This is a genomic window from Agrococcus sp. UYP10, assembly GCF_040547205.1.
Lineage (GTDB): Bacteria > Actinomycetota > Actinomycetes > Actinomycetales > Microbacteriaceae > Agrococcus > Agrococcus jenensis.
This window is the reverse complement of the sequence record NZ_JBEPPG010000001.1, coordinates 1389733-1415065: the sequence shown is the minus strand read 5'-3', so window position 1 is coordinate 1415065 and position 25333 is coordinate 1389733. Positions and strand designations below refer to the sequence as shown.

General features: G+C 72.4%; 22 protein-coding genes and 1 tRNA gene. 9 read left to right on the top strand and 14 right to left on the bottom strand.

All coding sequences use genetic code 11. The annotated features are described in order from the left end of the window. Window position 1 precedes the first annotated feature (1 nt). A complete protein-coding gene (locus tag ABIB37_RS07015; RefSeq protein ID WP_354258510.1) occupies window positions 2–1606 on the bottom strand; it encodes an amidohydrolase in 1605 nt (534 codons plus the stop codon). Next, the gene (locus tag ABIB37_RS07010) at window positions 1603–3033 is read right to left on the bottom strand and encodes a purine-cytosine permease family protein (protein WP_354258508.1); all 1431 of its coding nucleotides are present in this window, start codon (window positions 3031–3033) and stop codon (window positions 1603–1605) included. Before ABIB37_RS07010 ends, ABIB37_RS07015 begins: the two co-directional genes overlap by 4 nt. A gap of 83 nt (window positions 3034–3116) precedes the next feature. Here ABIB37_RS07010 and ABIB37_RS07005 point away from each other — a divergent pair, with 83 nt between their 5' ends. Further along, window positions 3117–3758: a TetR/AcrR family transcriptional regulator gene (locus tag ABIB37_RS07005; RefSeq protein ID WP_354258506.1), complete on the top strand. Its 642-nt coding sequence runs from the start codon at window positions 3117–3119 to the stop codon at window positions 3756–3758. Between the two features lie 273 nt (window positions 3759–4031). On the opposite strand, the gene ABIB37_RS07000 is transcribed toward ABIB37_RS07005, so the two are convergent. From ABIB37_RS07000 to gabT, 3 genes are read right to left on the bottom strand one after another with little or no spacing between them, the layout of a single operon-like run. Then, complete coding sequence (locus ABIB37_RS07000; RefSeq protein ID WP_354258503.1) at window positions 4032–5516, bottom strand: NAD-dependent succinate-semialdehyde dehydrogenase; 1485 nt, start codon at window positions 5514–5516, stop codon at window positions 4032–4034. Beyond that, entirely contained in the window at window positions 5513–6775 is a 1263-nt protein-coding gene (locus tag ABIB37_RS06995) for a Glu/Leu/Phe/Val family dehydrogenase (protein WP_354258500.1), read from the bottom strand. The genes ABIB37_RS07000 and ABIB37_RS06995 overlap by 4 nt, the downstream gene beginning before the upstream one ends. Continuing rightward, window positions 6772–8115 carry a 4-aminobutyrate--2-oxoglutarate transaminase gene (gene gabT / locus ABIB37_RS06990; RefSeq protein WP_354258497.1) on the bottom strand — a complete coding sequence of 448 codons (1344 nt, stop codon included), beginning with the start codon at window positions 8113–8115 and terminating at the stop codon, window positions 6772–6774. The genes ABIB37_RS06995 and gabT overlap by 4 nt, the downstream gene beginning before the upstream one ends. A gap of 97 nt (window positions 8116–8212) precedes the next feature. Between gabT and ABIB37_RS06985 the strand changes: the two genes are divergently transcribed. Together ABIB37_RS06985 and ABIB37_RS06980 are read left to right on the top strand one after the other, a co-directional pair. Beyond that, a complete protein-coding gene (locus ABIB37_RS06985) occupies window positions 8213–9715 on the top strand; it encodes a PucR family transcriptional regulator (RefSeq protein ID WP_354258494.1) in 1503 nt (500 codons plus the stop codon). A 152-nt stretch (window positions 9716–9867) separates the two neighbouring features. Then, the gene (locus ABIB37_RS06980) at window positions 9868–11250 is read left to right on the top strand and encodes an NAD-dependent succinate-semialdehyde dehydrogenase (RefSeq protein WP_354258492.1); all 1383 of its coding nucleotides are present in this window, start codon (window positions 9868–9870) and stop codon (window positions 11248–11250) included. 75 nt (window positions 11251–11325) lie between these two features. Here the strand turns inward: ABIB37_RS06980 and ABIB37_RS06975 are convergent, their stop codons facing one another. After that, a complete protein-coding gene (locus tag ABIB37_RS06975) occupies window positions 11326–12348 on the bottom strand; it encodes an agmatine deiminase family protein (RefSeq protein ID WP_354258489.1) in 1023 nt (340 codons plus the stop codon). Window positions 12349–12480: 132 nt separating this feature from the next. Between ABIB37_RS06975 and ABIB37_RS06970 the strand changes: the two genes are divergently transcribed. Continuing rightward, window positions 12481–13854: a flavin monoamine oxidase family protein gene (locus ABIB37_RS06970; protein WP_354258486.1), complete on the top strand. Its 1374-nt coding sequence runs from the start codon at window positions 12481–12483 to the stop codon at window positions 13852–13854. Between the two features lie 26 nt (window positions 13855–13880). On the opposite strand, the gene ABIB37_RS06965 is transcribed toward ABIB37_RS06970, so the two are convergent. Further along, on the bottom strand, window positions 13881–14897 hold the full coding sequence (locus ABIB37_RS06965) for a LacI family DNA-binding transcriptional regulator (RefSeq protein ID WP_354258483.1): 1017 nt from the start codon (window positions 14895–14897) through the stop codon (window positions 13881–13883). Between the two features lie 91 nt (window positions 14898–14988). Here ABIB37_RS06965 and ABIB37_RS06960 point away from each other — a divergent pair, with 91 nt between their 5' ends. Further along, window positions 14989–16749 carry an amidase gene (locus ABIB37_RS06960; RefSeq protein WP_354258480.1) on the top strand — a complete coding sequence of 587 codons (1761 nt, stop codon included), beginning with the start codon at window positions 14989–14991 and terminating at the stop codon, window positions 16747–16749. 6 nt (window positions 16750–16755) lie between these two features. On the opposite strand, the gene ABIB37_RS06955 is transcribed toward ABIB37_RS06960, so the two are convergent. Both ABIB37_RS06955 and ABIB37_RS06950 read right to left on the bottom strand, forming a co-directional pair. Continuing rightward, window positions 16756–17400, bottom strand: a complete 645-nt coding sequence (locus ABIB37_RS06955) for a TetR/AcrR family transcriptional regulator (protein WP_123696293.1) — start codon at window positions 17398–17400, stop codon at window positions 16756–16758. A 72-nt stretch (window positions 17401–17472) separates the two neighbouring features. Then, the gene (locus tag ABIB37_RS06950) at window positions 17473–19116 is read right to left on the bottom strand and encodes an APC family permease (RefSeq protein ID WP_354258477.1); all 1644 of its coding nucleotides are present in this window, start codon (window positions 19114–19116) and stop codon (window positions 17473–17475) included. A gap of 187 nt (window positions 19117–19303) precedes the next feature. On the opposite strand from ABIB37_RS06950, the gene ABIB37_RS06945 reads away from it, so the two are divergent. The 4 genes from ABIB37_RS06945 to ABIB37_RS06930 all read left to right on the top strand — a co-directional run bounded on the left by ABIB37_RS06945 (window position 19304) and on the right by ABIB37_RS06930 (window position 21850). Continuing rightward, window positions 19304–19756, top strand: a complete 453-nt coding sequence (locus ABIB37_RS06945; RefSeq protein WP_354258474.1) for a hypothetical protein — start codon at window positions 19304–19306, stop codon at window positions 19754–19756. A gap of 59 nt (window positions 19757–19815) precedes the next feature. Continuing rightward, window positions 19816–20001 (top strand): hypothetical protein, encoded by a 186-nt coding sequence (locus ABIB37_RS06940; RefSeq protein WP_354258471.1) that lies wholly within the window; start codon window positions 19816–19818, stop codon window positions 19999–20001. A 171-nt stretch (window positions 20002–20172) separates the two neighbouring features. After that, on the top strand, window positions 20173–20871 hold the full coding sequence (locus tag ABIB37_RS06935) for a hypothetical protein (RefSeq protein ID WP_354258468.1): 699 nt from the start codon (window positions 20173–20175) through the stop codon (window positions 20869–20871). Between the two features lie 163 nt (window positions 20872–21034). Continuing rightward, window positions 21035–21850 (top strand): DUF6299 family protein, encoded by an 816-nt coding sequence (locus ABIB37_RS06930; RefSeq protein ID WP_354258465.1) that lies wholly within the window; start codon window positions 21035–21037, stop codon window positions 21848–21850. 118 nt (window positions 21851–21968) lie between these two features. Here the strand turns inward: ABIB37_RS06930 and ABIB37_RS06925 are convergent. The 5 genes from ABIB37_RS06925 to ABIB37_RS06905 form a co-directional block, all read right to left on the bottom strand. After that, window positions 21969–22041 (bottom strand) — tRNA-Arg (locus ABIB37_RS06925). A gap of 82 nt (window positions 22042–22123) precedes the next feature. Continuing rightward, the gene (locus ABIB37_RS06920; RefSeq protein ID WP_092666090.1) at window positions 22124–22327 is read right to left on the bottom strand and encodes a cold-shock protein; all 204 of its coding nucleotides are present in this window, start codon (window positions 22325–22327) and stop codon (window positions 22124–22126) included. Window positions 22328–22506: 179 nt separating this feature from the next. Continuing rightward, window positions 22507–23466, bottom strand: coding sequence for a glycoside hydrolase family 43 protein (locus tag ABIB37_RS06915; protein ID WP_354258462.1), 960 nt, complete (start codon window positions 23464–23466; stop codon window positions 22507–22509). Then, window positions 23463–24377: a carbohydrate ABC transporter permease gene (locus ABIB37_RS06910; RefSeq protein WP_354258460.1), complete on the bottom strand. Its 915-nt coding sequence runs from the start codon at window positions 24375–24377 to the stop codon at window positions 23463–23465. The genes ABIB37_RS06915 and ABIB37_RS06910 overlap by 4 nt, the downstream gene beginning before the upstream one ends. Continuing rightward, window positions 24374–25330 carry a carbohydrate ABC transporter permease gene (locus ABIB37_RS06905; protein WP_354258457.1) on the bottom strand — a complete coding sequence of 319 codons (957 nt, stop codon included), beginning with the start codon at window positions 25328–25330 and terminating at the stop codon, window positions 24374–24376. Before ABIB37_RS06905 ends, ABIB37_RS06910 begins: the two co-directional genes overlap by 4 nt. Between the last annotated feature and the right edge of the window lie 3 nt (window positions 25331–25333).

Sequence of the window (25333 nt, the reverse complement as noted above, 5' to 3'; positions counted from 1 at the left end):
CTCACTCCTTCTTATAGCGCGTGCGGCCGGCGACGATCGTCTCGACCACCTGGGCCTCGAGCAGCGAGCCTGCGCCGGCCGTGAAGGGATCGCGGTCGAGCACGACGAGGTCGGCGGCGAACCCGACGGCGAGACGCCCTCGCCATCCGCCGTCGCCGACGGAGGCCGCCGCGTCGCGGGTGGCGTGACCGATGGCGCGCTCGAGCGGCAGGGCGAAGTGCGGATGCACGGCCGGCACGCTCGGATCCAGGGCAGATGCCCGGGTGGCCGCCACGTACATGTTCGCGAGCGCGCCGTGCGGGGCGGTGGGCGCATCGGTCGAGAACGCCAGCAGCGCCCCGGCATCCTCGTACTCGACCCACGGGAACGCGCGCTCGACCCGATCGTCGCCGAGCATCTCGGCCCAGTTGGCGAAGATCGCCGGGTCGGCGTGCACCGGCTGCATCGACGCCGTCACGCCGAGCCGCGCCATCCGCTCGGCGGTGCCGGGCGCCGCGTACTCGAGGTGCTCGATGCGGTGCCGGCGCGGACGGTCGCCGTTGCTCGCGACGGCACGCTCGATCGCCGTCAGCGCCACGTCGCTCGCCAGGTCGCCGATCGCGTGCATCGCGACCTGCAGCCCCGCCGCGTCGGCAGCGGCGACGACGGGCTCGAGGTGCTCGGCGGGCCAGATCGGGTCGGCGTTCGAGCCGTCGGCGTAGGGATGCCGCATGGCCGCGGTGCACGCGTCGATCACGCCGTCGAGGATGAGCTTGATGCCGACGACCCGCAGCCAAGGGGTCGAAGGGTCGGCGGCGAGCTCGACGGCTCGCGCCACCTGTGCGAGGTTCTGCGCCTCGTCGCCGGTGTTGTCGATGAACCAGTGCGCGGCGACGCGGATCGGCAGGTCGCCCCGCCGCTCCTGCATGCGCCGCAGCGCGGCCAGGCCGAGCTCGTCGAAGGCCATGTCGACGACGCCGGTGACGCCGGCGGCGAGGTATGCCTCGATGGCTCGCTCGGCCCCGGCATCCCGGTCGGCGTCGACCGTGACCGCGTCGCGATGGGCCCACGCATGGTGGCTGGCGGCCGTCTCGAGGAGCAGCCCTGTCGGCTCGCCGTGCTCGTCACGGACGATCTCGCCACCGAGCGGGTCGGGCGTCTCGCGCGTGATGCCCAGCTCGGCGAGCGCCGCCGTGTTGACCCAGCACGAGTGGTAGTCGTTGGCGTCGAGGTAGACGGGGATGTCGGGCACCGCGGCGTCGAGCATCGCCGCGGTCGGCCTGCCGCCCGGGATGGACCCGAAGAGCCAGCCACGCCCCCAGAGGGCGATCGCGCCCGGGTCGTCGGCGCGCGCGTCGCGGAGCAGCGCCTGGATCTCGTCGAGGCTCTGCGCGTCGGTGAGGCCGACCTGGCCGAGCGCTGCGCCCAGCATCAGGAGGTGGGTGTGCGCATCGGTGAAGCCGGGCAGCACCAGGCGTCCCTCGAGGTCGACCGTCTCGTCGGCCTGCGGCGCGTCGGCGTCGGCGCCGACGAACGCGATGCTGTCGCCGTCGACGACGAGCGCCTCGGCCCAAGCGGCGTCCGGATCGGCGGTGAAGATGCGTCCGTTGCGGTAGAGCGTGGTCACGGTCGTCCCTCCTTCGCGAGCGGCGTGCGGAGCAGCACCGCGTAGATCGTCCCGGCGACGAGCATCCCCGCCGGCACGGACAGGTCGACGAAGCCCGTCGCCTGCGCGACCGGGCCGACCCAGACATCCGTCGCCAGGCACGCCGCCGTCGTCGCGCCTCCGGCGAACAGCGCCGCGAGCCCCGGGATGCTCCATCCGCCGGTGTACCAGAACCGGCCACCCCGACGGTCGTCGAACAGGTCGACGCCGTCGTAGGCGTAGCGGCGCAGCAGCACGTCGACGACGAAGATCGCCATCGCGGGCCCCGAGACGATGACGAGGAACTGCAGCATCAGGTTCGCGGCCTCGAGCAGGCTCGACGACAGCACGAGGTAGATCGTGAGCGCGGTCCCCACGATGCCCACGATGATCGCCGCGGGGATGCGGCGGAGCCGGAACCCGATCGCCTGCAGCGCCATGCTCGACGTGTAGGTGGTCATCGCGTTGAGGGCGATCGTGTTGACGACGACCCCGACGACGAGGATGGGCGCGAGCCAGACCGGCAGCAGCTCGAACAGGGCCGCGTCGAGCCCGATCTCGAACGCGGACTCGCTCAGCCCCGTCGCCAGCAGCACGCCGACGCTCGTGAACACGATGAACGGCACCGCGCCGCCGAGCGCCGTCGCGGCTGCGATGTGCGACGGCTTCGTCGAGCGCGGCAGGTAGCGGGCGATGTCCGGGCTGTTGATGAACGACAGCGGCGTCGACGCGAGGATCGTGAAGCCGATCGAGAGCGACGACAGCAGCGCGGTGCCCTCGAGCGGCTCGGGATTGGCGTACGACCAGTCGACCGTCGGCAGGATGAACGCCGTGACCAGCAGGAAGACGACGAACAGCACCGCGGCCATCGCGGGGTAGGCCCGCAGGATCAGCCCGTGGCCGAAGATCGCCACGACGACCGTCACCGTGGAGACCACGAGCGTCACCCCGATGGGCACCCACACCGGGTCGTCGACGCCGAGCCGCCGCAGCAGGTCGGCGCCCATGAACGACGATGCCAGCCAGGTCAGCGACAGGAACACGGCGCCGATGAACCAGCCGACGAAGGCCACGAAGAGCCGGTTGCCGAGGATCCCGTACATCGCGCGCGTCACGACGGAGCCCGAAGTGCCGGCGGCGGGCCCGCTCGCCGCGATGACGCCGGGCAGGACCCAGAGCAACGACGCGGCGAGGATCACGCCGATCGCCTGCCAGATCTCGAGCCCGAGCAGGATCAGCGTCGCGCCGATGGTGAAGTTGAGGATGCTGACCCCCGGCGCCGCCCACACCAGCACGAGGTCGCGCGCCCGTCCGTGCCGGGCTGCGTCGCCGATCAGCTCGATGCCGCGGGTCTCCGGACGGGCGGCGGTGTCGACGAACGCCTCCGGGGTGTTCGAGATCTGGGACATGCGCTTCCTCTCCGAACCGGCGTCGTTGCTATTGGTCATGCGCCCAATGGACTGTTGGTCACATAGTCAATAGCATGGACCGCATGACGTCAAGCACTGCGCAGCGCAGATCTCGGAAGCGGCCGGAGGAGCGGCGCGAGGAGATCCTGGCGGCCGCCGCGTCGATCGCCATCGACGAGGGCCTCGAGCGGATCACGCTCCGCGCGGTCGCGGAGCGGCTCGGCGTGCGCCCCGGGCTCATCACGCACTACTTCCCCGCCGCGGAGGACCTGGTCGTCGAGGGGTTCGCCCGCGCCGCGATCATCGAGCGCGAGCGGTTCTTCCCGGCGGAGGGCGATGCGCTGCGGCGCCTGGCGCACCTCATCGGCTACATCGAGAGCGGCGCGTCGCTGCCGCTCGCGCGGCTGTGGCTCAACGCGCGGCACCTGTCGCGCTTCAGCCCGACGCTCAACCGCACGCTCGACGAGCAGGACCTGCTCGACCGGGCGCGCCTCACGCAGCTGGTCACGGACGGCATCGCTGCCGGCGAGTTCGCCGAGACGGATGCCGAGGCGGCGAGCGTGCGGATCTGGATCGCCATCGACGGTCGCGGCTCCTCCGTCAACAGCGCGATCGAGGAGGAGCACCCCGCCTCCGCGACCTTCGCGTCGGACGTGGCGGAGTGGGCCCTGGCGCTCCCGCCCGGCACGCTGCGGCGGGCGATCGACGACGCCCGAGGCGAGTGATCTCCCCGCTCGTCGAGCAGCACCCCGCCCCACCCGCTCGTCGAGTAGCACGCCCGAAGGGCGCGCGTATCGAGACGACCCCTGGATGATCTCGATACGCGTGCGGGCTGCGCCCCACCCGCTCGTCGAGTAGCACGCCCGAAGGGCGCGCGTATCGAGACGACCCCCGAGTGTGACGATCTCGATACGCGTGCGGGCTGCGCCCGCGCCGCTCCTCGATCAGCAGGTGGGGTGCGGGCTGCGCCCGCGCCGCTACTCGATCAGCGCGTGGGGTCAGGCGAAGGGGTTGGGCATGAGGGTGTACTTCGTCTCCAGGTACTCGTGGATGCCCTCGGCGCCGCCCTCGCGGCCGAGCCCGGACTGCTTCACCCCGCCGAAGGGTCCTGCGGCGTTGGAGACGACGCCGACGTTGAGGCCCATCATGCCCGTGTCGATGCGGTCGATCATCCGCTGCCCGCGCTTGGTGTCCTCGGTGAACACGTAGCCGACCAGGCCGTACTCGGTCGCGTTCGCGAGCCGCACCGCGTCGTCCTCGGTCGCGAACCGCTGGATCGCCACCACCGGCCCGAAGATCTCCTCGATCGACACCGCCATCTCCGCGGTGACGTCGTCCAGCACCGTGGGCTGGAAGAACGAGCCGGGCCCGTCGATCGCCTTCCCGCCGGTGACGAGCGTCGCCCCGTCGGCGACCGCCCCGTCGACCAGCCGGACCGCGTTGTCGACCGCCTTGTCCTCCACCAGCGGGCCGATCTGCACGCCCTCCTCGGTGCCGCGGCCGATCTTCATCGCCTTGACCGCCTCACCGATGCGGCGGGAGAACTCGTCGGCGACGGACTCGTGGACGATGAACCGGTTCGCGGCGGTGCAGGCCTGCCCGATGTTGCGGAACTTCGCCAGCAGCGCCCCCTCCACGGCCTTGTCGAGGTCCGCGTCGTCGAACACGACGAACGGGGCGTTCCCGCCCAGCTCCATCGACGCCTTCAGCACGTTGTCCGCCGCGAGCTTCAGCAGCTGTACCCCGACCGGCGTCGACCCGGTGAACGACACCTTCCGGAGGCGCGGGTCGGCCAGCAGCCGCTCCGACAGCGCACCGGTCGACTTGGTGGTGATGACGTTCACGACCCCCTTCGGCAGCCCCGCCTCCTCCAGCAGGCCCACGAGCGCGAGCGTCGTCAGCGGCGTGAGGGTCGCGGGCTTCACGACCGCGGTGCAACCGGCCGCGAGCGCCGGCCCCAGCTTCCGGGTCGCCATCGCGAGCGGGAAGTTCCAGGGCGTGATGAGGAAGCAGGGACCGACGGGCCGGTGGGTGACGATCATCTGGCCCGTGCCCTCGGGGGTCATCGTGTAGCGGCCATCGATCCGCACCGCCTCCTCCGAGAACCAGCGCAGGAACTCACCCCCGTACGCGACCTCGCCCCGCGCCTCCGCGAGCGGCTTCCCCATCTCGAGGGTCATGAGGAGCGCGAACTCCTCCTTCCGCTCCTGCAGCAGATCGAACGCCTTCCGCAGGATCTCCCCCCGCACCCGCGCGGGCGTGCGACCCCACGACTCCTGCGCATCCACCGCCGCGTCGAGGGCGCGCACGCCGTCGTCGACCGAGCCGTTCGCGATCTGCTTCAGCACCTCCCCCGTCGCCGGGTCGCGCACGTCGATCGTGCCCTGCTCACCATCGATCCACTCGCCGCCGATGAACAGCTGGCCGCGGACGGCATCGAGGACCTCGGCCTCGCGGATGGATGTGTCGGTCGTGGTGCTCACGGGTACAGTCCTCTCAGCTTGTGTGCCTGCGCGACTCGCTCCACGGCGAGGCAGGTCGCGGCGGTGCGAAGCGAGACGCCTCGCCGTCGTGCTTCGTCGAGCACGTCGCCCCATGCTCGGGTCATGCGCTCGCCCAGGCGCTCCTGCACGTCGCGCTCGGTCCACCAGTACGACTGGTTGGCCTGCACCCACTCGAAGTAGGAGACGAGCACGCCGCCGGCGTTCGCCAGGATGTCGGGGACGACCAGCGTCCCTCGCGCCTCGAGGATCGCATCCGCCTCGCTCGTGGTCGGGCCGTTCGCGCCCTCGACGATGACGCGAGCGGTGACGCGCGAGGCGTTGCCGGCGTGGAGCACGCCCTCGACCGCGGCCGGGACCAGCAGGTCGACGTCGAGCTCGAGCACGCGCGCCGGCTCGATCGGCTCGCCGCCGGGGAACCCAGCGACCGAACCGGTGCGGGCCGCGTAGGCCGAGAGCGCGGCGATGTCGAGACCCGCTGCGCTCGTGACGGCGCCGTCGGCGTCGCTCACCGCGACGATCCGGCAGCCCGACTCGGCGAGGAAGCGGGCGGCGTCGCGGCCGACCTTGCCGAAGCCCTGCACGCTCGCGGTCGCGCCACGCACCGGGATGCCGACGTGCTCGAGCGCCGCGCGGGCGATGAGGGCGACGCCCGCGGAGGTGGCGCTCGCTCGTCCGCGGGATCCGCCGAGGCTCAGCGGCTTCCCCGTCACGACGCCCGGCACGGTGTGGCCGACCGCCGTGGAGTAGGTGTCCATCATCCACGCCATCGTGCGCTCGTCGGTGCCGATGTCGGGCGCCGGGATGTCGCGCGTCGGTCCGATGATCGGCAGGATCTCGCTCGTGTAGCGCCGCGTGAGCCGCTCGAGCTCACCGTCGCTCAGCGTGCGCGGGTCGACGGCGATGCCGCCCTTCGCGCCGCCGTAGGGCACGTCGAGCAGCGCGCACTTCCACGTCATCCACATCGCCAGCGCGCGCACCTCGTCGAGGTCGACGGCGGAGCTGTAGCGGAGGCCGCCCTTCGCGGGGCCGCGCGACAGGTTGTGCTGCACGCGGTGCCCGATGAAGGTCGTGATCGAGCCGTCGTCGCGCCGCAGCGGCACGGCGACGGTCATCTCGCGCCGCGGCACCGCGAGCATCGCGGCGACGCCCTCGTCGAGGCCGAGGATCTCAACGGCGTCGGCCAGCTGCGCGCGTGCCTCGTCGAGCGGCCCGAGCTGGGCCGTGAGCAGCGCGGTCATCCGCGTGCGATCGCGTCGCCGAGGACGTCGAGGCCCTCGCGCAGCAGGTCGTCGCCGATCGACAGCGGCGGCAGGAGACGGATGACGTTGCCGTCGGTGCCGCACGTGAGCACGATGACGCCTGCCGCGTGCGCCGCGGCCGCGGCGCGAGCGGTGAGCGCGGCCTCGGGCTGGCCGGTGACGGGGTCGACGAGCTCGAGCGCCATCATGGCGCCGTGGCCGCGAACGTCCCCGACGCGGGGATCGGTCGCCCGCAGCGCCTCGAGCCGCTCACGGATGATGTCGCCGATCTCGCGAGCCCGCTCGACCAGACCGTCCTCGAACGCGGCGATCGAGGCGAGCGCTGCTGCGCACGCGACGGGGTTGCCGCCGTAGGTGCCGCCGAGGCCGCCGGCGTGCGCGGCGTTCATGAGCTCGGCGCGGCCAGTCACCGCCGAGAGCGGCAGGCCGCCGGCGATGCCCTTCGCCGTGACGATCAGGTCCGGCACGATCCCGAAGTGCGTGGACGCGAACATCTCGCCCGTGCGGGCGAAGCCGGTCTGGATCTCATCGGCGATGAAGACGATGCCGTGACTCGCGGCCCAGTCGGCGAGTGCGGGCAGGAAGCCGTCGGCCGGGACGACGAAGCCGCCCTCGCCCTGGATCGGCTCGATGATGACGGCGGCGATCTCGTCGAGCTCGACCTGGCGCTCGATCCGCTCGATCGCGATGCGAGCGGCCTCCTCGCCCGTGCGGCCGTCGCGGAACGGGTACGACATCGGCGCGCGGTGCACGTCGCCGGCGAACGGCCCGAAGCCGCGCTTGTAGGGCATCGACTTCGCCGTGAGCGCCATCGTGAGGTTGGTCCGCCCGTGGTACGCGTGGTCGAAGGCCACGACGGTGCTCCGGCCGGTCGCGGCGCGGGCGATCTTGATGGCGTTCTCGACCGCCTCGGCGCCTGAGTTGAAGAGCGCGCTGCGCTTGGCGTGGTCGCCCGGCGTGATGCGGTTGAGCGCCTCGCACACGGCGACGTAGCCCTCGTAGCCCGTGATGGTGAAGGCGGTGTGCGTGAAGCGCCCGAGCTGCTCGGCGCTCGCCGCGACGACGCCCGGGTGCGCGTTGCCGACCGACGTCACGGCGATGCCGGAGCCCAGGTCGATGAGCGAGTTGCCGTCGATGTCGCGCACGATGCCGCCGCCCGCGGCATCGACGAACACCGGCAGGGTGATCCCGACGCCGTCCGCGACCGCCTCGCGCTTGCGCGCGAGCATCTCGGTGGAGCGCGGTCCGGGGATGGGCGTGCGCAGCTCGCGGACCTGCGCCAGTGCGGGTCCTCCGACGACGTCGTCGATCGCGTGCATGGTGGGCTTCCGTTCTCTCGGTGTGCTGGCACGCTACGGCGACCCGCACGCAGGCGGGTGTGCCGCTGCGGCATGGATCGCTGCCATGATTGCCGCCATGGCAACCGATGGCACGCCCGGCACCGCGACGATCGTCCGCCTCCTGGGGCAGCGGGAGCTCGACGTGCGATCGCTCGTCGCGGGCGACGCGCGCCGCGACGCACCGATCGCCTGGATCGCGAGCTCCGACCTCGACGACCCCACCCCGTTCCTCTCCCCCGGGCACGTGCTGCTGACGACCGGGCGCCAGCTGCTCGAGCGCGAGGGTTCGGCCGACGCCTACGTCGACGCCCTGGTGCGCGGCGGCATCCTCGGACTCGGCTTCGCCACCGGCCTGCACGCGCCGGAGGTGCCGTCGGCGCTTGTGGACGCCTGCGCAGCCGCGGCGCTGCCGCTGTTCGAGGTCCCGCTCGCGACTCCGTTCCTCGCGATCATCCACTGGTGCGCCGACCTGCAGCGCGACCGCGAGCGGTGGGCGACGAGCGCCCAGCGGGCCGTCGCCGCCGCAGCGCTCGCCCCGACAGGGCACCGCGCGGTCGTGCGGCGGCTCGCGACGGAGCTCGGCGCCGGCGTGGCGCTCCTCGACAGCACGGGGCGAGAGCGCGCGACGAGCCGGACCGCGGTGCCCCCGGCCGCGCTCGCGGCGGCGCGCGAGACGCTGCGCTCGGCCCGCCGCACGACGTCGACCGTCGTGACGACCGAGGGATCCGTGACCGTCGCGACGCTCGGGTCGGGCGACCGGTCGCTCGGGTGCGTCTGCATCTGGACGCTCGAGCCGCTCGACACCGCAGCGCAGTCGGTCGCGACCGTGGCCGCGGCGTGGCTCGAGTTCTCGCTCGTCAGCGCGGTCGACGCGACGCGGCGGCTCAACGAGCTCGAGGGCGCGCTCGCCGCGCTCGCGCTCGAGGGGCAGGCCGATGCGGTCGGCGCGCTGCTGCTCAAGACGGGTCGCCGGCTGCCGTCCGAGCCGATCGTGGTGGCGAGCGCCGAGACGGCGCTCGCCCGCTACGCCATGGAGGACGCGCTGCGCGACACCGCGGGCGACGTGCTGTGGACGGCCGACGGCGAGCGGCTGCTCTTCGTCGTCTCGCTCGCGGAGCGCGAGCGGCTCGATGCCTTCCTCGCGCGGCTCGATGCCACCGCGGGCGTCTCGCAGCCGTCGTCCTGGCGGCACGCGCCGGTCGCGGCCTCTGAGGCGGCCGCCGCGCTGCAGCGCGCGAAGCGGACCGGCGCGGCGACCGCGACGTTCGAACGAGCGCTCGACGGGCTGCTCGGGATGCTCGACGACCGCGACGCCCGCGATGCCGCCCGCGCACAGCTCTCGCCGATCGCCGCAGAGGCCGACGGCGCGGAGCGCCTCGCGCTCGTGGGCACCTGGTTCGAGCAGGACTGCAGCTGGGACGCGACGGCTCGCATCGTGGGGATGCACCGGCACTCCGTGCGCACCCGCATCCGGGCGATCGCCGAGCAGCTGCAGCTCGATGCCGATACGTTCGCCGATCGCGCCACGCTCTGGGCACTGCTCCGGGCCGCCGACGTGCCGCGCTGGCAGCGGCCCTGACCGAGCGCGCGACGGGGGCCCGCGCGTGACAGGAGCACGCTCAATCGTTTAATGTCAGTCGCGACGCCCGCGTGCCATCCCGGGCGTCGCCGCGCATCCGCCGGTCGCCGTCGACCGCACGATGACGCCAACACCGATCCGAGGAGGAATCGATGAGCGAGAACCAGCTGAGCCACTACCGCGTGACGGACCCGTACACGGGTCAGGTCGTGAAGGAGTTCCCGACCGCGAGCGATGACGAGGTGCGCGCCGCGATCGAGCGCGCCCACGCCGCCTATGAGCCGTGGCGGTCGACGCCGCTGGCGGAGCGGGCGGCGGTCCTGGGCCGGGCGGCGGACGCGTTCGCGTCGCGGTCGCGTGAGCTGGCGGAGATCATCCGCACGGAGATGGGGAAGCCGCTCGCGCAGGGGGTGTTCGAGGCGGAGTTCTCGGGCGAGATCGTGCAGTACTACGCCGACAACGCGGAGGCGTTCCTCGCCGACGAGGTGCTGCAGGTGCGCTCCGGGGTGGATGCGCGGGTGCGGAAGTCGGCGCAGGGCGTGATCCTCGGGATCATGCCGTGGAACTTCCCCTACTACCAGGTGGCGCGGTTCGCGTTCCCGAACCTGATGCTCGGCAACACGGTGCTGCTGAAGCACGCGCCGCAGTGCCCGTGGTCGGCGACCGTGATCGCCGAGATCCTCGCCGAGGCGGGGCTGCCGGCGGGCGCGTACGAGAACATCTTCGCCACCAACGACCAGATCGGCGACATCGTCATCCCGGATCCGCGGGTGCGGGGCGTGTCCCTCACCGGCTCCGAGCGCGCGGGCGCCGCGGTCGCTGAGATCGCCGGCCGCCACCTGAAGAAGGTGGTGCTGGAGCTGGGCGGCTCCGACCCGTTCATCGTCCTCTCCACCGACGACATGGACCAGGTCGTGGAGGCGGCGGTCGAGACGCGGATGGAGAACTCCGGCCAGTCCTGCAACGCCTCGAAGCGGTTCATCGTCATCGACGGCCTCTACGACGAGTTCTCGCAGAAGCTCGCCGCCGCGATCACCGCCCTGCCGGTCGGCGAGGCCGACGACGAGGACGCGCTCGTCGGCCCCCTCTCGTCGCAGGCCGCCGCCGACCGGCTGCGGGAGCAGACGGGCGCCGCGGTCGCCGAGGGCGCGCAGGTGCTCGCCGGCACCATCACCGCGACCGGCGACGCGCGCATCACGCCCGCGCTGCTCGGCGGCGTCACCGACGAGATGGACGCGTTCCGCGAGGAGCTGTTCGGCCCGGTCGGCACCGTCTACCGGGCGACGGACGTCGACGACGCGCTCCGGATCGCGAACGGCACCCCGTTCGGGCTCGGCGCGCGCCTGTGGTGCACCGACCCGGAGCTCGCCGCCTCGGTCGCCGACCGCATCGACGCCGGCATGGTCTCCATCAACGGGGCCGGCTCCGAGGACTACGACATGCCCTTCGGCGGCACCAAGAGAAGCGGCTTCGGCCGCGAGCTCGGCCCCCACGGCATGGAGGAGTTCATGAACAAGAAGCTCATCGTCGGCTGACGAGCGCAGCCGCGCACGACGATGGCCCCGGATCGCTGGATCCGGGGCCATCCTCATGCGGTCATCGCCGCACGGTCAGGCGCGCGGCTGCTGCTGCGTGATGCAGTGGATGCCGCCGCCACGCGCGAAGATCGGCCGCGCGTCGACCGTGACGACCTCGCGGCCGGGGTAGGCCTCGGCCAGCACCTCGCGCGCCCGTGCGTCGGCCTCCGGCTCGCCGAAGCCGCAGACGACGACGCCGCCGTTCACCACCGAGTGGTTGACGTAGCTCCAGTCGACGAAGCCCTCGTCGTCGCGCAGCGTCGCGGGCGCCGGGAGCGCGATGACCTCGATCGCGCGCCCGCGGGCGTCGGTGCTCGCCTCGAGCACCGCGCGGATCTCCTGGCTCACGGCGTGATCGGGATGCGCCGGGTCCTGCTGCTCGTGGAGCAGCACCCGTCCGGGCGACGCGAAGGCGGCGACGATGTCGACGTGCCCGTTGGTGCCGAACTCCTCGTAGTCGCGCGTGAGCCCGCGCGGCAGCCAGATGGCGCGCTCGGCGCCGATCGTGCGCGCGAGCTCCGCCTCCACCCGCGCTCGATCCGCGTGCGGGTTGCGGCGGGGGTCGAGCTGCACGGTCTCGGTGAGCAGCACCGTGCCCTCGCCGTCGACGTGGATGCCGCCACCTTCGTTCACGAGCAGCGAGCCGATGCGCTCGGCGCCGGCGAGCGCGCCGACCGTCGTCCCGAGGGCTGCCGAGAGCTGCCACTCGGCCCACGCCGGTGCGCCCCAGCCGTTGAAGATCCAGTCCACGGCGCCGAGCCGGCCACCCTCGTCGAGCACGAACGTGGGGCCGACGTCGCGCATCCAGAACTCGTCGAGCGGCGCCTCGACGACCTCGATCGCCCCGTCGAGCATCCGGCGCGCGCGAGCGACCTCGGACGCGTCGGCGACCATCGTGACCGGCTCGAACGCGGCGACGGCGTTCGCCACCGCAGCCCACGCCTCGTAGCCCTCCTGCCGCTCCTCGGCCGTGCCGCCGAGCGTCACACCCTCCCTGGGGAACGCCATCCAGGTGCGCTCATGCTCGGCCGTCTCCGCAGGCATCCGCCATGTCATTGCGATCATCCCTCTCGCCGCCTACTATTGACCAAGCGATCAACAGTTGTAGCGACCGTACTGAGGACGATGGCTCCCGTCAATGCCGACCCGCGCGGCGTCCTCCCACCTGCACGACGAAGGAGACACAGGATGAGCAACCACCAGCTCGACGAGCATCGCGAGTGCGACGTCGTCATCATCGGCGCAGGCGTGGCTGGCCTCTCGGCGGCGACGCGGCTGCGTGAGGCCGGGCACGAGGTCGTCGTGCTCGAGGCCCGCGACCGCGTCGGCGGCAGGCTCTGGACCCGTGAGATCGACGGCGCGATGCTCGAGATCGGCGGCCAGTGGGTCTCCCCCGACCAGTCCGCGCTGCTCGAGACCATCGATGAGCTCGGCCTCGAGACCTTCGCTCGGTACCGCGAAGGCCAGAACGTCTACATCGCCGACGGCGGCGAGCGCGTCGAGTTCCTCGGCGAGCAGCTGCCCGTGCCGGCCGAGACCGAGGCCGAGATGGAGCGCCTGACGGTCGTGCTCGACGAGCTCGCCGCCGCGATGGACCCCGATGCACCGTGGGCGCACCCGCAGGCGCGCGAGCTCGACACCGTGTCGTTCGAGGAGTGGCTCGAGGCGCAGACCGACGACGCGCTCGCCCGCCGCCACATCTCCCTCTTCATCGCCGAGGCGATGCTGACGAAGCCCGCCCACGCCTTTAGCGCGCTGCAGGCGGTGTTCATGGCGGCGTCCGCCGGCTCGTTCTCGAACCTCGTCGACTCGGAGTTCATCCTCGACCGCCGCGTGGTCGGCGGCCTGCAGGGCGTGCCGCTCGCGCTCGCCGCGGCGCTCGGCGACCGCGTCGTGCTCGACGCCCCCGTCCGCCGCATCGAGCACGGGGCCGACGGCGTGACGGTCGTCTCCGACCGTGGCGCGGTGCGCGGCAAGCGCGTCATCGTGGCCATGCCGCCGAACCTGTTCTCGCGCATCGACTACCAGCCGCCGCTCCCCCGCAGGCAGCACCAGCTGCACCAGCACCTGTCGCTCGGGCTGGTCATCAAGGTGCACGCCGTCTACGACCGGCCGTTCTGGCGCGACAAGGGGCTCTCGGGCACCGCGTTCAGCCCGTACGAGCTCGTGCACGAGGCATACGACAACTCGAACCACGAGGACGAGAAGGGCACGCTCGTCGGCTTCGTCTCCGACGAGCACGCCGACGAGGTCTTCGCGCTCCCGGCCGAGGAGCGCAAGCAGCGCATCCTCACGAGCCTCGTGCACTACTTCGGCGACGAGGCTGGCAAGCCGATCGTCTACTTCGAGAGCGACTGGGGCACGGAGGAGTGGACGCGCGGCGCCTACGCCGCCTCGTTCGACCTCGGTGGGCTGACGCGCTACGGCGCGGACCAGCGCACGCCAGTCGGGCCCATCCACTGGGCGTGCAGCGACTTCGCCGGGCACGGCTTCCAGCACGTCGACGGCGGCATCCGCTCGGGCTGGGCGGCGGCGAAGGATGTCATCGCAGCACTGGCCTAGCAGCACGCGATCGGAGGCCGGCGGCGCTACGGGCGCGGCCGGCCTTCGCGCGTGCTGGCCCGGGCGACGAGCGTCGGGCGCAGCGTGCCGGGCGCGACGTCGGGCGCAGCACCGGGCTCCGCACCGCTGAGCGCATCGATGAGCTCGGCCGCACAGCGGGCGCCGTGCTCCCGCTCATGCAGGTCGAGCGCCGTCACCTGCGGCGTCAGCAGCGAGAGCGCCGGCTCGTCGACGTAGGCTGCGAGCAGCAGGTCGACCCCGACCCGGCGCCCGTCGCGCGCAGCGGCGGCCGCGACCGGGCCGGCGGTGCCGCTCGGCACGGTGAGGATCGCGTCGACCGCGGCGTCCTCGAGCAGCCGGCGGGTCGCCGCCTCCACCTCACGGGCGTCGGGCTCGAAGCCGATGGTCGTCATGAGCGCGGTGAGACCGCGCTGCGCGCACCACGCTCGGTGCGCATCCGCCACCTCCGCGCCCCACGCCGTGTCGGCGGGTGGCAGCAGGGCGGCGATCCGGGCGGCGCCCGCCCGCGACAGGTGATCGAGCAGCTCGACCGTCGCGGAGGCGTGGTCGGCAGTGACGCTCGCGACGAGCGACGGCGCGGCACGAGCGACGCGCTCGCCGCTCACGACGGGCCTGCCGTCATCGAGCAGCGCATCGACCGCCGCGTCGCCGGCGGCGGCGTCGATGATCACGAATCCGTCGACGTGGGCGGCGGCCGGCGCGTCGGCGGCGGGGCGCGGCAGCAGGATGACCGACCACCCGCGCGCGTGGGCGGCGTCGACGACCCCGAACGCGAACTCCGCGTAGTACGGCGAGGTGCCGCCGGTGCTCGGCAGCAGCAGCCCCATCGTCCGGTAGCTCGCGGTGCGGAGGCTCCGCGCGCTCGCGTTGGGCTCGTACCGCAGCTCGCGCGCGGCCTCGAGCACGCGCTCACGCGTCGCGGCCGAGACGCCGGGCAGGCCGCGCAGGGCCATCGAGGCCGCGGCGACCGACACGCCCGTCGCCGCGGCGACGTCGCGGAGCGTCGGGCGGGCGGTGGTCACGCGTCGAGGCTAACCCACCGGCGGGACCCTTGCGCCGTCACCGCTTAATCGTTTAAGGTGACGACGACACCGCCGTCCGGAAGGTCCCGCCATGCTCGCTCGTCCCGACTCCGATTCCCCCTCGTCCGCCCGCGCGGTCGAGGTGCACGAGGCATCCATCGCGCGGCTGCGCGACTGGCTGGCATCCGGCGCGACCACGAGCGTCGACCTCGTGGAGGCGTACCTGGCGCGCATCGCGGCCTTCGACGAGCCCGGCAGCGCGACGGCGCTCAACGCGCTCGTCGTCCGCAACGAGCGGGCGCTCGACGAGGCGGCCGAAGCCGATCGCCGCCGGGCGTCCGGCCGCACGCTCGGGCCGCTCGACGGCATCCCCTACACCGCCAAGGACAGCTTCCAGGTGCGCGGGCTCACCGCCGCAGCCGGCAGCCCTGCCTTCGCCGACCTGGTCGCGCAGCGCGACGCGGCGACGATCGAGCGCCTGCGCGCGGCGGGCGCCATCTGCCTCGGCCTCACGAACATGCCGCCGATGGCGAACGGCGGCATGCAGCGCGGGGTCTACGGCCGAGCGGAGAGCCCCTACTCCGCGGCATACCTGACCTCGGCGTTCGCCTCCGGATCGTCGAACGGCTCGGGCACGGCGACGGCCGCGAGCCTCGCGGCCTTCGGGCTCGGCGAGGAGACCTGGTCGAGCGGCCGCGCCCCCGCCTCGTGCAACGCGCTGTGCGCCTACACGCCCTCCCGCGGCGTCATCTCGGTGCGCGGCAACTGGCCGCTCGTGCCCACGATGGACGTCGTGGTGCCGCACGCGCGCACCATGGCCGACCTGCTCGAGATCCTCGACGTGATCGTCGCCGACGACCCGGATGCTCGGGGCGACTTCTGGCGCGGGCAGCCGTGGGTGCCGATCCCGTCGGCGTCGACCGTGCGGCCCGACTCCTACCCGGCGCTCGCACCCGTCGACGCCGACGCCGCGCGGGCCGCCCTCGCGGGCAAGCGCTTCGGCGTGCCCCGCATGTACCTCGGCACCGACCCGGAGGCCGGCCTCGGCGCCACCGGCATCGGCGGCCCGACCGGACAGCGCATCGAGCCGCGCGCGAGCGTGCTCGCGCTCTGGGAGGCTGCCCGCCAGGACCTCGAGGCGGCCGGCGCGGAGGTCGTGGAGGTCGACTTCCCGCTCGTCACGAACTACGAGGGCGACCGCGCCGGCGCTCCCACGATCGCCACCCGCGGGCTCGTCTCCGAGGCGTTCCTGCGGCGCGAGATCCTCGACCTCTCGGCCTGGGCGTGGCAGGACTTCCTCGCCGCGAACGGCGACCCCGCGCTCGACGGCCTCGCCGACGTCGACGGCGCCGCGATCTTCCCGCATCCCGAGGGTGCGCTGCCCGACCGCTACGACGGCTTCGACGACGACATCGCCGACTACCCGCGGCACGTGCGCGAGCACCCGGTCGCGTCGTTCCTCGAGATCCCCGAGCTCGAGCAGGGGGTGCGGGGGCTCGAGGAGACGCGCCGGATCGACCTCGAGGCGTGGATGGACGAGCTCGGGCTCGACGCCGTGCTGTTCCCGGCGATGGCGGATGTCGGACCCGCCGATGCCGACGTCGACCCGGCCTCCGCGGCGCTCGCGTGGCGCAACGGCGTCTGGGTCGCGAACGGCAACCTCGCCATCCGCCACCTCGGCGTGCCGACTGTCACCGTGCCGATGGGGACGATGGCCGACATCGGGATGCCCGTCGGCCTCACCTTCGCCGGCCGCGGCTGGGACGACGAGGCGCTGCTGCGCACCGCAGCCGCGTTCGAGGCGACCGGCGATCGCCGGACCGCGCCGCCGCGGACGCCCGCCCTCGGCTGAGGGCGATCAGGCGCGAGCGCTCGCGCCGTCGGCCGCCGCCTCGAGCGCGCCCGGCGCGAGGCCGAGCAGTCCCTCGGCCGCCCGCTTCGTGATCGCGCCCTGCGCGGCGCCGGCGCCCCAGTGGACCAGCTCGTGCGCGTTGAGCCCGTCGATCATCGCGAGCAGGTGCAGGGCAGTGCCGTCGACGTCGTCGCACCGCAGCGCGCCGGCCTCCGCACCCGCGGTGATCGCGTCGCGGATGATCGACAGCCACTCGTCCATCCGCAGCCGCACGGCGGCGGCGAGCGCGGCGTTGTGCCGGCCGAGCGACCACGCCTGCACCCACAGCGACGTGACGTCCTGCCGCTGCGGGTCGAGGGCGGCGTCGATGAGCACGACGAGCCCCGCGGTGGCGCTGGGCTCGGCCGCGACGAGCTCGCGCACCTCGCCGATCTCCTCCGCGACGATCTCCGAGAAGGTGTCGGCGACGAGGGCGTCCATGCTCTCGACGTAGTGCGCGACGAGCGCCGACGCCATCGAGGCACGCCCCGCGACGGCCCGCTGGGTCACCGCGTCGAGGCCCTCCTCGAGCGCGATCGCCCGTGCGGTCGCCGCGATCTCGGCTCGCCGGTCGTCGGGCGACTTCCGGGTGCGTCGCGGCTTCGTCTCCATGCTCCCCATCCTCCCGCAGACCACGACGCTCCGGGCCGAGGCGCAGCCTCGAGCCCGGAGCGCCGTGCGGCGTCAGACGCGCGCGATCGGCTCGTCGTCGGCGGCCGCCGTGCCGTCGTGATGCGCGTCGAGCACCGCGGTGTCGGGCGCCTCCGGGTCGTCCACCGCGACCGGCAGCACCTCGCCGCGGAAGAAGGCGGGCGCGCGCCGGGCCTGCAGCAGCATGAGCACGACGCCGAGCACGAGGATGCCGATGCTCGCCACGAAGACGAGGCCGACGCCGTCCTGCGCCATGCCGTCCGCATCCCACCGCGTGGCGAAGATCGCCGAGCCGGAGCCGTACGCGGGGTCGATCGAGTCGATCGCGGTCTTGCAGAAGAGCGCGAGCAGGGCGACGCCGCCGAGCAGCGGCAGCACCAGGCGCGTGAGCGCGCTCCGGACGCTGCGGAACCACGAGCGGCGGAAGAACCAGACCGCGGCGAGGCCGGTGATGCCGTAGTAGAAGCAGACCATCATGCCGAGCGCGCTGATCGTGTCCCAGAGCGCGTTCTCGGAGAGCACCTTCATGACGGCGTAGAGCGCCATCGCGGTGATCGCCGATGCGAGGGTCGCGACCGACGGCGAGCGGAAGCGCGGGCTCACCGTGCTGAAGGTGCGCGGCATCGCGCCGTAGTGCCCCATCGCGAGGATGGTGCGCGAGGGCGAGATCATCGTCGACTGCAGCGAGGCGGCGGAGCTCAGCAGGATCGCGATCGAGATGAGGATCGCGAACGGGCCCATGATCGGCTCGGCGAGCACCGCGAAGATGGACTCCTGGTTCTCCGGGTTGCCCGCGCCGAGGCCGGTCTCGCCGACGCCGGCGTAGGCGAGCGTCGCGATGGTGACGAGCAGGTACAGCGCCATGGTGACGACGATGGTGACGATGGCGGCGCGGCCCGGCGTGCGCTTCGGGTCCTTCGCCTCCTCGTTCATCGTGACGACCGTGTCCCAGCCCCAGAAGAGGAAGATCGCGAGCGAGACGCCGGCAGACATGGCCGAGAGGCTCGATGCCGCGAGCGGGTTGAACCAGTCAGCGGTGACCGGCTGCGGGTCGAACCCGTTGCCCTGCCCGACCGCGACGAACGCGGCGATCGCGTACCAGACGAGCGCGCCGACCTGGAAGACGACCAGGCCGATCTGCACCTTCTTCGTCGCGTCGACGCCCCGGTAGCTGATCCACGCGGCGCCCGCGACGAACAGGCCGGTGATGAGGAGGTTGAGCCAGAGGATGCCGGTGAGGTCGGCGAGCGAGTCGTCGCCCGTGACCTGCGCGAGCAGGATGAAGAGGAAGTCGACCGCGACGGCGGCCAGGTTCGACAGCACCAGGATCGTCGACGCGACGAGCCCCCAGCCGGCCATCCAGCCGATCCACGGGCCGAACGCGCGGGTCGCCCAGGTGAAGCTCGTGCCGGAGTCGGGCATCGCGGCGTTCAGCTCGCGGTAGCCGAACAGCACGAAGAGCATCGGCACGAACCCGATGAGCAGCACCGCGGGCACCTGCAGGCCGACCTCGGCGACGACCGGCCCGAGCCCCGAGGTCAGCGTGTACGCGGGGGCCACCGCGGAGACGCCGATGATGGCGCCGCCGATGACGCCGACCTTCCCGATGCTCAGTCCCTTGCGCGTGACGCCGCCCTTCGGGGCGGCCTCAGCCGTGCGCTCGATCGATCTCGTCATGGAGGCTCCTTCGCCTGCTCGTCGCCCGCGCCTCAGCGCAGCGGGCGCTCGCGCCATTGTTGACCATGTGGTCGACAAGCGCAAGTGGACCTCACCGTTGAAGATCGGCGCCGTGCCGTGCGAGGATCCACCCGCAGCGACGAGCATCAGCGCGGCCGCCCGAGCCCGCTCGCACGAAAGGCCGCCCATGCGCCGCACCCTCGCCTCGCTCACCGTCGCCGCCGCCGCGGCGGTCGCCCTCACCGGATGCGTGATCGCGCCGCCCATCCTCGACCCCTACAGCTTCGGCTTCGTGGGCGGGTACGGCCCCTACGATCCCGCGTACGACGACTTCGACCCCGTCGCCGAGGAGCAGTGGCAGGCCGAGAACCGCGCGATGGAGCTCGACTTCGCTGAGGAGGTCGCGCAGGAGCTGCGCGAGGTCGGCTCAGCGCTGCCCCCTGCCGAGGGCGAGTCGCTCGAGGCGTTCCGGCACCTCGCGATCGGCGTGGGCTACGAGTGGTGCGACCTCCTCTACGTCGACGAGGAGCGGATCGGCGACGCCGACGAGCACGCCGAGCAGGCGCAGCGCTACGGCTGGACCACGGAGGAGTACCGCGTCGTCGTCGAGGAGGCGGAGGGCCGGCTCTGCGGGTACTGACGCGGAGGGGCCCCGTGCGTGCGCAGGAATGTCTGCCCGAGCGCCAATAGCGTCCGCGCATGACCGCTGCAGACAGCACGGACCCCGGCACCTCCCGTGCCGCCGCGCGTCTCCGTCAACTCCTCGACGAGCTCGAAGGCGCCCCCACCGAGCGCCGAGACGACCCCGGCTCGCGGCACCAGCTCGATGTGTGCGCCGAGATCGAGGCGATCGTGCTCGCCCGCATCGGCCCTCGACCCGCCTAGCGAGGACGAGCGCGCTCCGCCGCTGCACAGGGCAGGACGCTCGTCTCACTCCGGCGGCGGCGAGCTCCTGCTGTCGGTTCGTGCGGGTGAGGAGGTGCACGCCGAGCTCGGCCACGACGCGCTTTGAAGGATCGCTCGCTTTCAGCCGCGACGGATGCCACCCTCGGAGGCATGCAAGCCCCGAAGCGCATGGCAGCCGTCGCAGCCGCCACCGTCGTCCTCGCCGGGGTCGCGGGCTGCGCCTCCGTCGGCCCGGCGACGGCACCTGCCGGTGACCCCACCCCGGCGCCCGTCGCCACCGCGGCTGCGGGCGCCGCCGCATCCGGCGTGCTGACGGCGACGTCTCCCCTGCCGGTGGATGCCTACGTCGCGCAGTTCAGTGCGTCCGACGGCTCGCTCGCCGACGTCGAGGCCGTCAACGAGGAGTACCGGGCGGCTGCCGCAGCCTTCCCGCTCGCGCTCCCCGATGGCTACGCGTGGCCGACCGAGACGTGGCTGCGCGAGGGCCAGTGCGGCGCGTGGCAGCAGGGCAACGGCGTCGCGCAGGCGTACTTCTTCTGGCAGGCGGCGACGGCCAACGCGGCGTTCGCCGACCACATCCGCGGCAACGACCAGGCCGCCGCAGAGCACCTCGACGCCCTCGAGGAGGGCCGCAGCGGCCCCGTGGCCGCGATGTTCGTGCAGGACCCGGGCGGCGGCTACGTCTCGCAGGCGATCGCCCCAGCGCGCGAGGGCGGCTGGACGCCCCTCTACGCACAGGACGTCCAGCCGTTCCGCGAAGCTCCCGCCTACGCTGGCGTCGCGGCTCGGGCCGGGGACCTCGTCGACCTCGGCACGGAGGGCTTCGCCACGGAGGTCGGCGAGCAGTAGTCGCCTGCCCCGCGGGCGCGCACAAGTGCACTCTTCCAGCGCGGGTCGGCCCGCACTACCGTCAGCCTCGTGGCCCACGCCACACTGCGGCGGGGGACGCGTCAAGAGCGCGGACACTGCCGTTCAGAGCTGCGCCGCGCCTGCACCGAGAGGGGACAGGACGATGAAGGTCTTCCATGGGCTCGCGCTGGCAGCAGCCACCGCGGTCATGACGGTCGGGCTGGGCGTGCCGCCGGCCCTCGCTGCACCACCGTCGAACGACGTGTACGCCTCCGCCGAGGTGATCCCCGCGATCCCCTTCACCACGACGCTCGACACGACCGAAGCGACCACCGACGCCGACGACGCCGAGCTGAACGTCTGCGGCGCTCCCGCGATGGACGCCAGCGTCTGGTACAGCTTCACCGCGACCGGGGACGAGGCCTACATCGCCGACGCGTCGGCGTCGGACTACTCGGCCGGGGTCTTCGTCGCGACCGGAGCGCCCGGCGCCTTCACCGTGCTGGCATGCGGCCCGGGCGGCGCCATGTGGCAGGCGACGGCCGGCGAGACCTACTGGATCGTCGTCATCGACGACCAGCAGGACGGCGGTGGCAACGGCGGCAGCATGTCGCTCGTGGTCGACGTCGCACCCCCGCCGCCCACCCTCGAGGTCACGGTCAACCCCACGGGGCGCTTCGACGCGAGGACCGGCATCGCCACCATCTCGGGGACCCTCCTGTGCAGCGAGGACGCAGAGGTCGCCTTCCTGGAGGCGCAGCTGACGCAGCGCGTCGGGCGGCTTCTGATCCGCGGATTCGGTGCCACCGGGGTGGTGTGCGACGGCACCGCGCAGCCGTGGAGCGTGGACATCTTCGGCGACAACGGGCTCTTCAAGGGCGGGAAGGCCGCGAGCGTCACGTTCTCGATCGCCTGCGGGACCGCCTTCTGCTCCGAGTACTTCGCCGAGCAGACCATCCAGCTCAAGGGCAAGCGGTAGAGCAGCCGTTCCGTACAGTCGTCGCTTCGTCCGCGCGAGGCTGCACTCGCGGACCCGGCAGGAACCACGAAGGCCACCTGCTCTCGCAGGTGGCCTTCTTCACTGTCTCAACACAGTGCGCGCCCGGAGGGATTCGAACCCCCAACCTTCTGATCCGTAGTCAGATGCTCTATCCGTTGAGCTACGGGCGCCTGGCCGAACGGCCAGGGATCAGACTACCTGATCCCTGGCCGTCAGCGCGAATCGAGCCGCGTCACGAGGACGCGACCAGCCTCACAGGGGGCGAATGTTCGCAGCCTGCGGGCCCTTGTTGCCCTCAACGATCTCGAACTCGACTGCCTGAGCCTCTTCGAGGGTCTTGAAGCCATTGGACTGGATCTGGCTGTAGTGAGCGAACAGATCCTTGCCGCCGTCGTCCGGAGCGATGAAGCCGAAGCCCTTGCCGGAGTCGAACCACTTGACGGTGCCGGTTGCCATAATTCCTTCAATCTTGCTGTGTGGCCTGAGCCACGCGAAAAGCGCAGAACAAGAATCGTCCTGCGCCTCCTCCACCCTAGCGGTCATGGGCTCCACGCCCTAGCAAAACTTCTGCGGACCCGTCGAGCCGGCGTCAGGGGGCGCGAGCGCGCAGCCCTCAGGACCGCGCGCCCGCGCACTCAGCCGATGTCGACGACCGGCTCCAGTCCGTCCCACTCGAGCGGCGCGACGTGCAGCGATCGGTAGGTGTAGCTCGGGTCCCAGCCGTGGAAGATCAGCCGCGCCGAGCCATCCGGCGCCGCGACGACGTCCTGCCCTCCCGGGCCCCGCACCTCGTCGCCGGTCGCCGCCGTGGTGAGCAGCGGCTCCTCGGCCTTCGTCCACGGGCCGTCCATCGACGGCGCGGTCGCGTAGCCGATCGCGTACTGGTCGCCGCCGTAGGAGTTGGCCGAGTAGAGCAAGGTGAGCCCCTCGTCGTGCACGACGAGCGTCGGCGCCTCGACGAGCTCGCCCTCCCACGCCTGGTCCTGGCGGATGAGCCGAACCGTCTCGCCGTCGAGCGCGAGCCCGTCGTCGGTCAGCGGCGCCGCCTGGATCCAGGTGTCGACGCCGACGGCGTTCCCGTCGTTCTTCCACACCAGCCAGCGCTGCCCGTCGATGACGGCCGTCGAGGCGTCGATCGCGCCGCCGTCCTCCGCCGGGCAGACGAGCATCCCGTCGCCCTGCACCTCGAACGGCCCGCCCGCCTCTGGCGAGCTCGCGACGCCGATGCACTGCCGGCCGGACTCGAAGTCGGTCGCGGTGAAGTAGAGCGCGAAGCGGTCGGGCGCGAGCGCCGTCACCTCCGGCGCCCACGTCTTGCCCGGGATGACCCAGGACGGCAGCTCCGGCATCGCGTCGCCGCGTCGCTCCCACGTCACCAGGTCCTCGGAGAAGGCGGTCGGCACCGTCTGCCGGTTCGACTCGGTCGAGTACGCCCAGTAGCCCTCATCCGTCTGCACGACATCCGGATCGGCGAAGTCGTCCGCGAGCACCGGCTCGGTGGGCGGCGGGCCGCTCGCGCAGCCGGCGAGCAGCGCCGCCGCGACGGCGAGCGCACCGCCCGCCAGCCAGGCACGCGGACGTCGCGCGTGCGTCATCCCTTGATCCCGGAGCGCGAGACGCCCTCGACGATGAAGCGCTGGAGCAGCACGTAGAGCAGCAGCACCGGCGCCGACGCGATCACCGCGCCCGCCATGAGCAGGTCGTAGCGCACCGCGTTCGCCGACTGCAGCGTCGCGAGGCCGGCGGGCAGCGTCTGCACGTCGGGGTTGAAGAGCACGTAGACCGGCCACAGGAAGTCGTTCCAGTTGCCGAGGAACGCCAGCAGCGCGAGCGTCGCGATCGCGGGCTTCGCGAGCGGCAGGATGATGTGCACGAACGTGCTCCACGGGTTCGCCCCGTCGAGCCGCGCCGCCTCCTCGAGCTCCGGCGGCAGGCTCAGGAAGAACTGCCGCATGAGGAAGACGCCGAACGCGCTCGCCGCCGTCGGCACGATGACCGCCATGAGCGAGTTCAGCCACCCGAGCTCGCTCACGATGAGGTAGTTCGGGATGATCAGGATGACCGGCGGCACGAGCAGCGTCGCGATGACCGCGCCGAAGACGATGCCCTTGCCGCGGAACTGCATGCGGGCGAGCGGATACGCCGCGAGGGTCGCGGTGACCACGACGAGCGCCGCGTGCAGGGCTGCGGCGAGCATGCTGTTGAGGAACCACGTGAACACCGGGGTGGCGGTGGCGCCGAGGATCGACTCGTACGCCTGGAGCGTCCACTCCTCCGGCAGCCACTGCGGCGGCAGGCTCGTCGCGTCGGCCCGCGTCTTGAACGACGTGAGCAGCATGAACACGAGGGGGCTGATGAAGAGCAGCGCGATCACCACGAGCACGAGCCAGCGCGCCCACATGCCGGCGCGCTGCCTCGGCGGCCGGCGTCGGCTCGCTGTCGGCTTGGGTGCAGGCGTCGGTGCCGATCCCGGTGCTGGCGTCGGCGCAGCGGTCGCTGTGGTCATGACTCCTTCTCCTTGCGCTCGCGGAAGAGCCAGAAGACGATGACGCTCAGCAGCACGAGCGCGACGGTCAGCACGTAGCTCATGGCGGCGGCGCTGCCCATCTGGAAGTTGCGCAGCCCCTCCTCCGCGATCAGGTAGATCGCGGTGCGGGTCTCCCGGCCCGGTCCGCCCTGTGTCATGAGGAACGACTGGCCGAACATGTTGGCCGACGCGATGATCGTGTTGATCATCACGAACATGAGCACGGGGCGCAGCCCCGGGAGCGTGACCGCCCAGAACTGCTGCCAGGCGTTGGCGCCGTCCATGCGCGCCGACTCGTACAGGTCGGCCGGGATGTCATGCAGGGCCGCGAGGTAGATGACGGCGTTCAGGCCGAGCGTCCACCACACGGTGACCCCGACGAGCGACGTCCATGCCGGGATCGTCGACGTGAGCCACGCGGTGTCGCCTGGCAGGCCGAGCAGCTCGAGGTAGTAGTTGACGAGGCCGATGTTCGTGTCGAGCAGGTAGCGCCAGAGCACCGCGACGACCGCGACGCCCAGCACGTACGGCGCGAAGTAGACGGCCCGGAAGAAGTTGCGGCCCGGGAAGCGGCCGTTCATCAGCATCGCGACGAGCAGCGGCACGACGAGCAGCAGCGGCACCGAGAGCGCCATGAAGACGCCGGTCGCCTGCATGGCCTGCCAGAACGGCCCGAACGTCGTCGATCCGGGATCGAGCAGGTCGGTGTAGTTCTCGAGCCCGACGAAGGGCTTGCGCGGCAGCGTGTAGTCCCAGCGGTGCAGGCTCATCCAGAGGCCGAGCACCACCGGCAGCGCGACGAAGCCGCCGAAGATGAGCAGGTAGGGCGCGAGGAAGAGCCAGGGCGTCGCGCGCCCGTGGCTCTGCAGCCCCCGCCTGGCCGGCGCCCGCCCCGCAACGGGGAGGACGCCGGCTGGGTTGGTGGAGGTCATCGG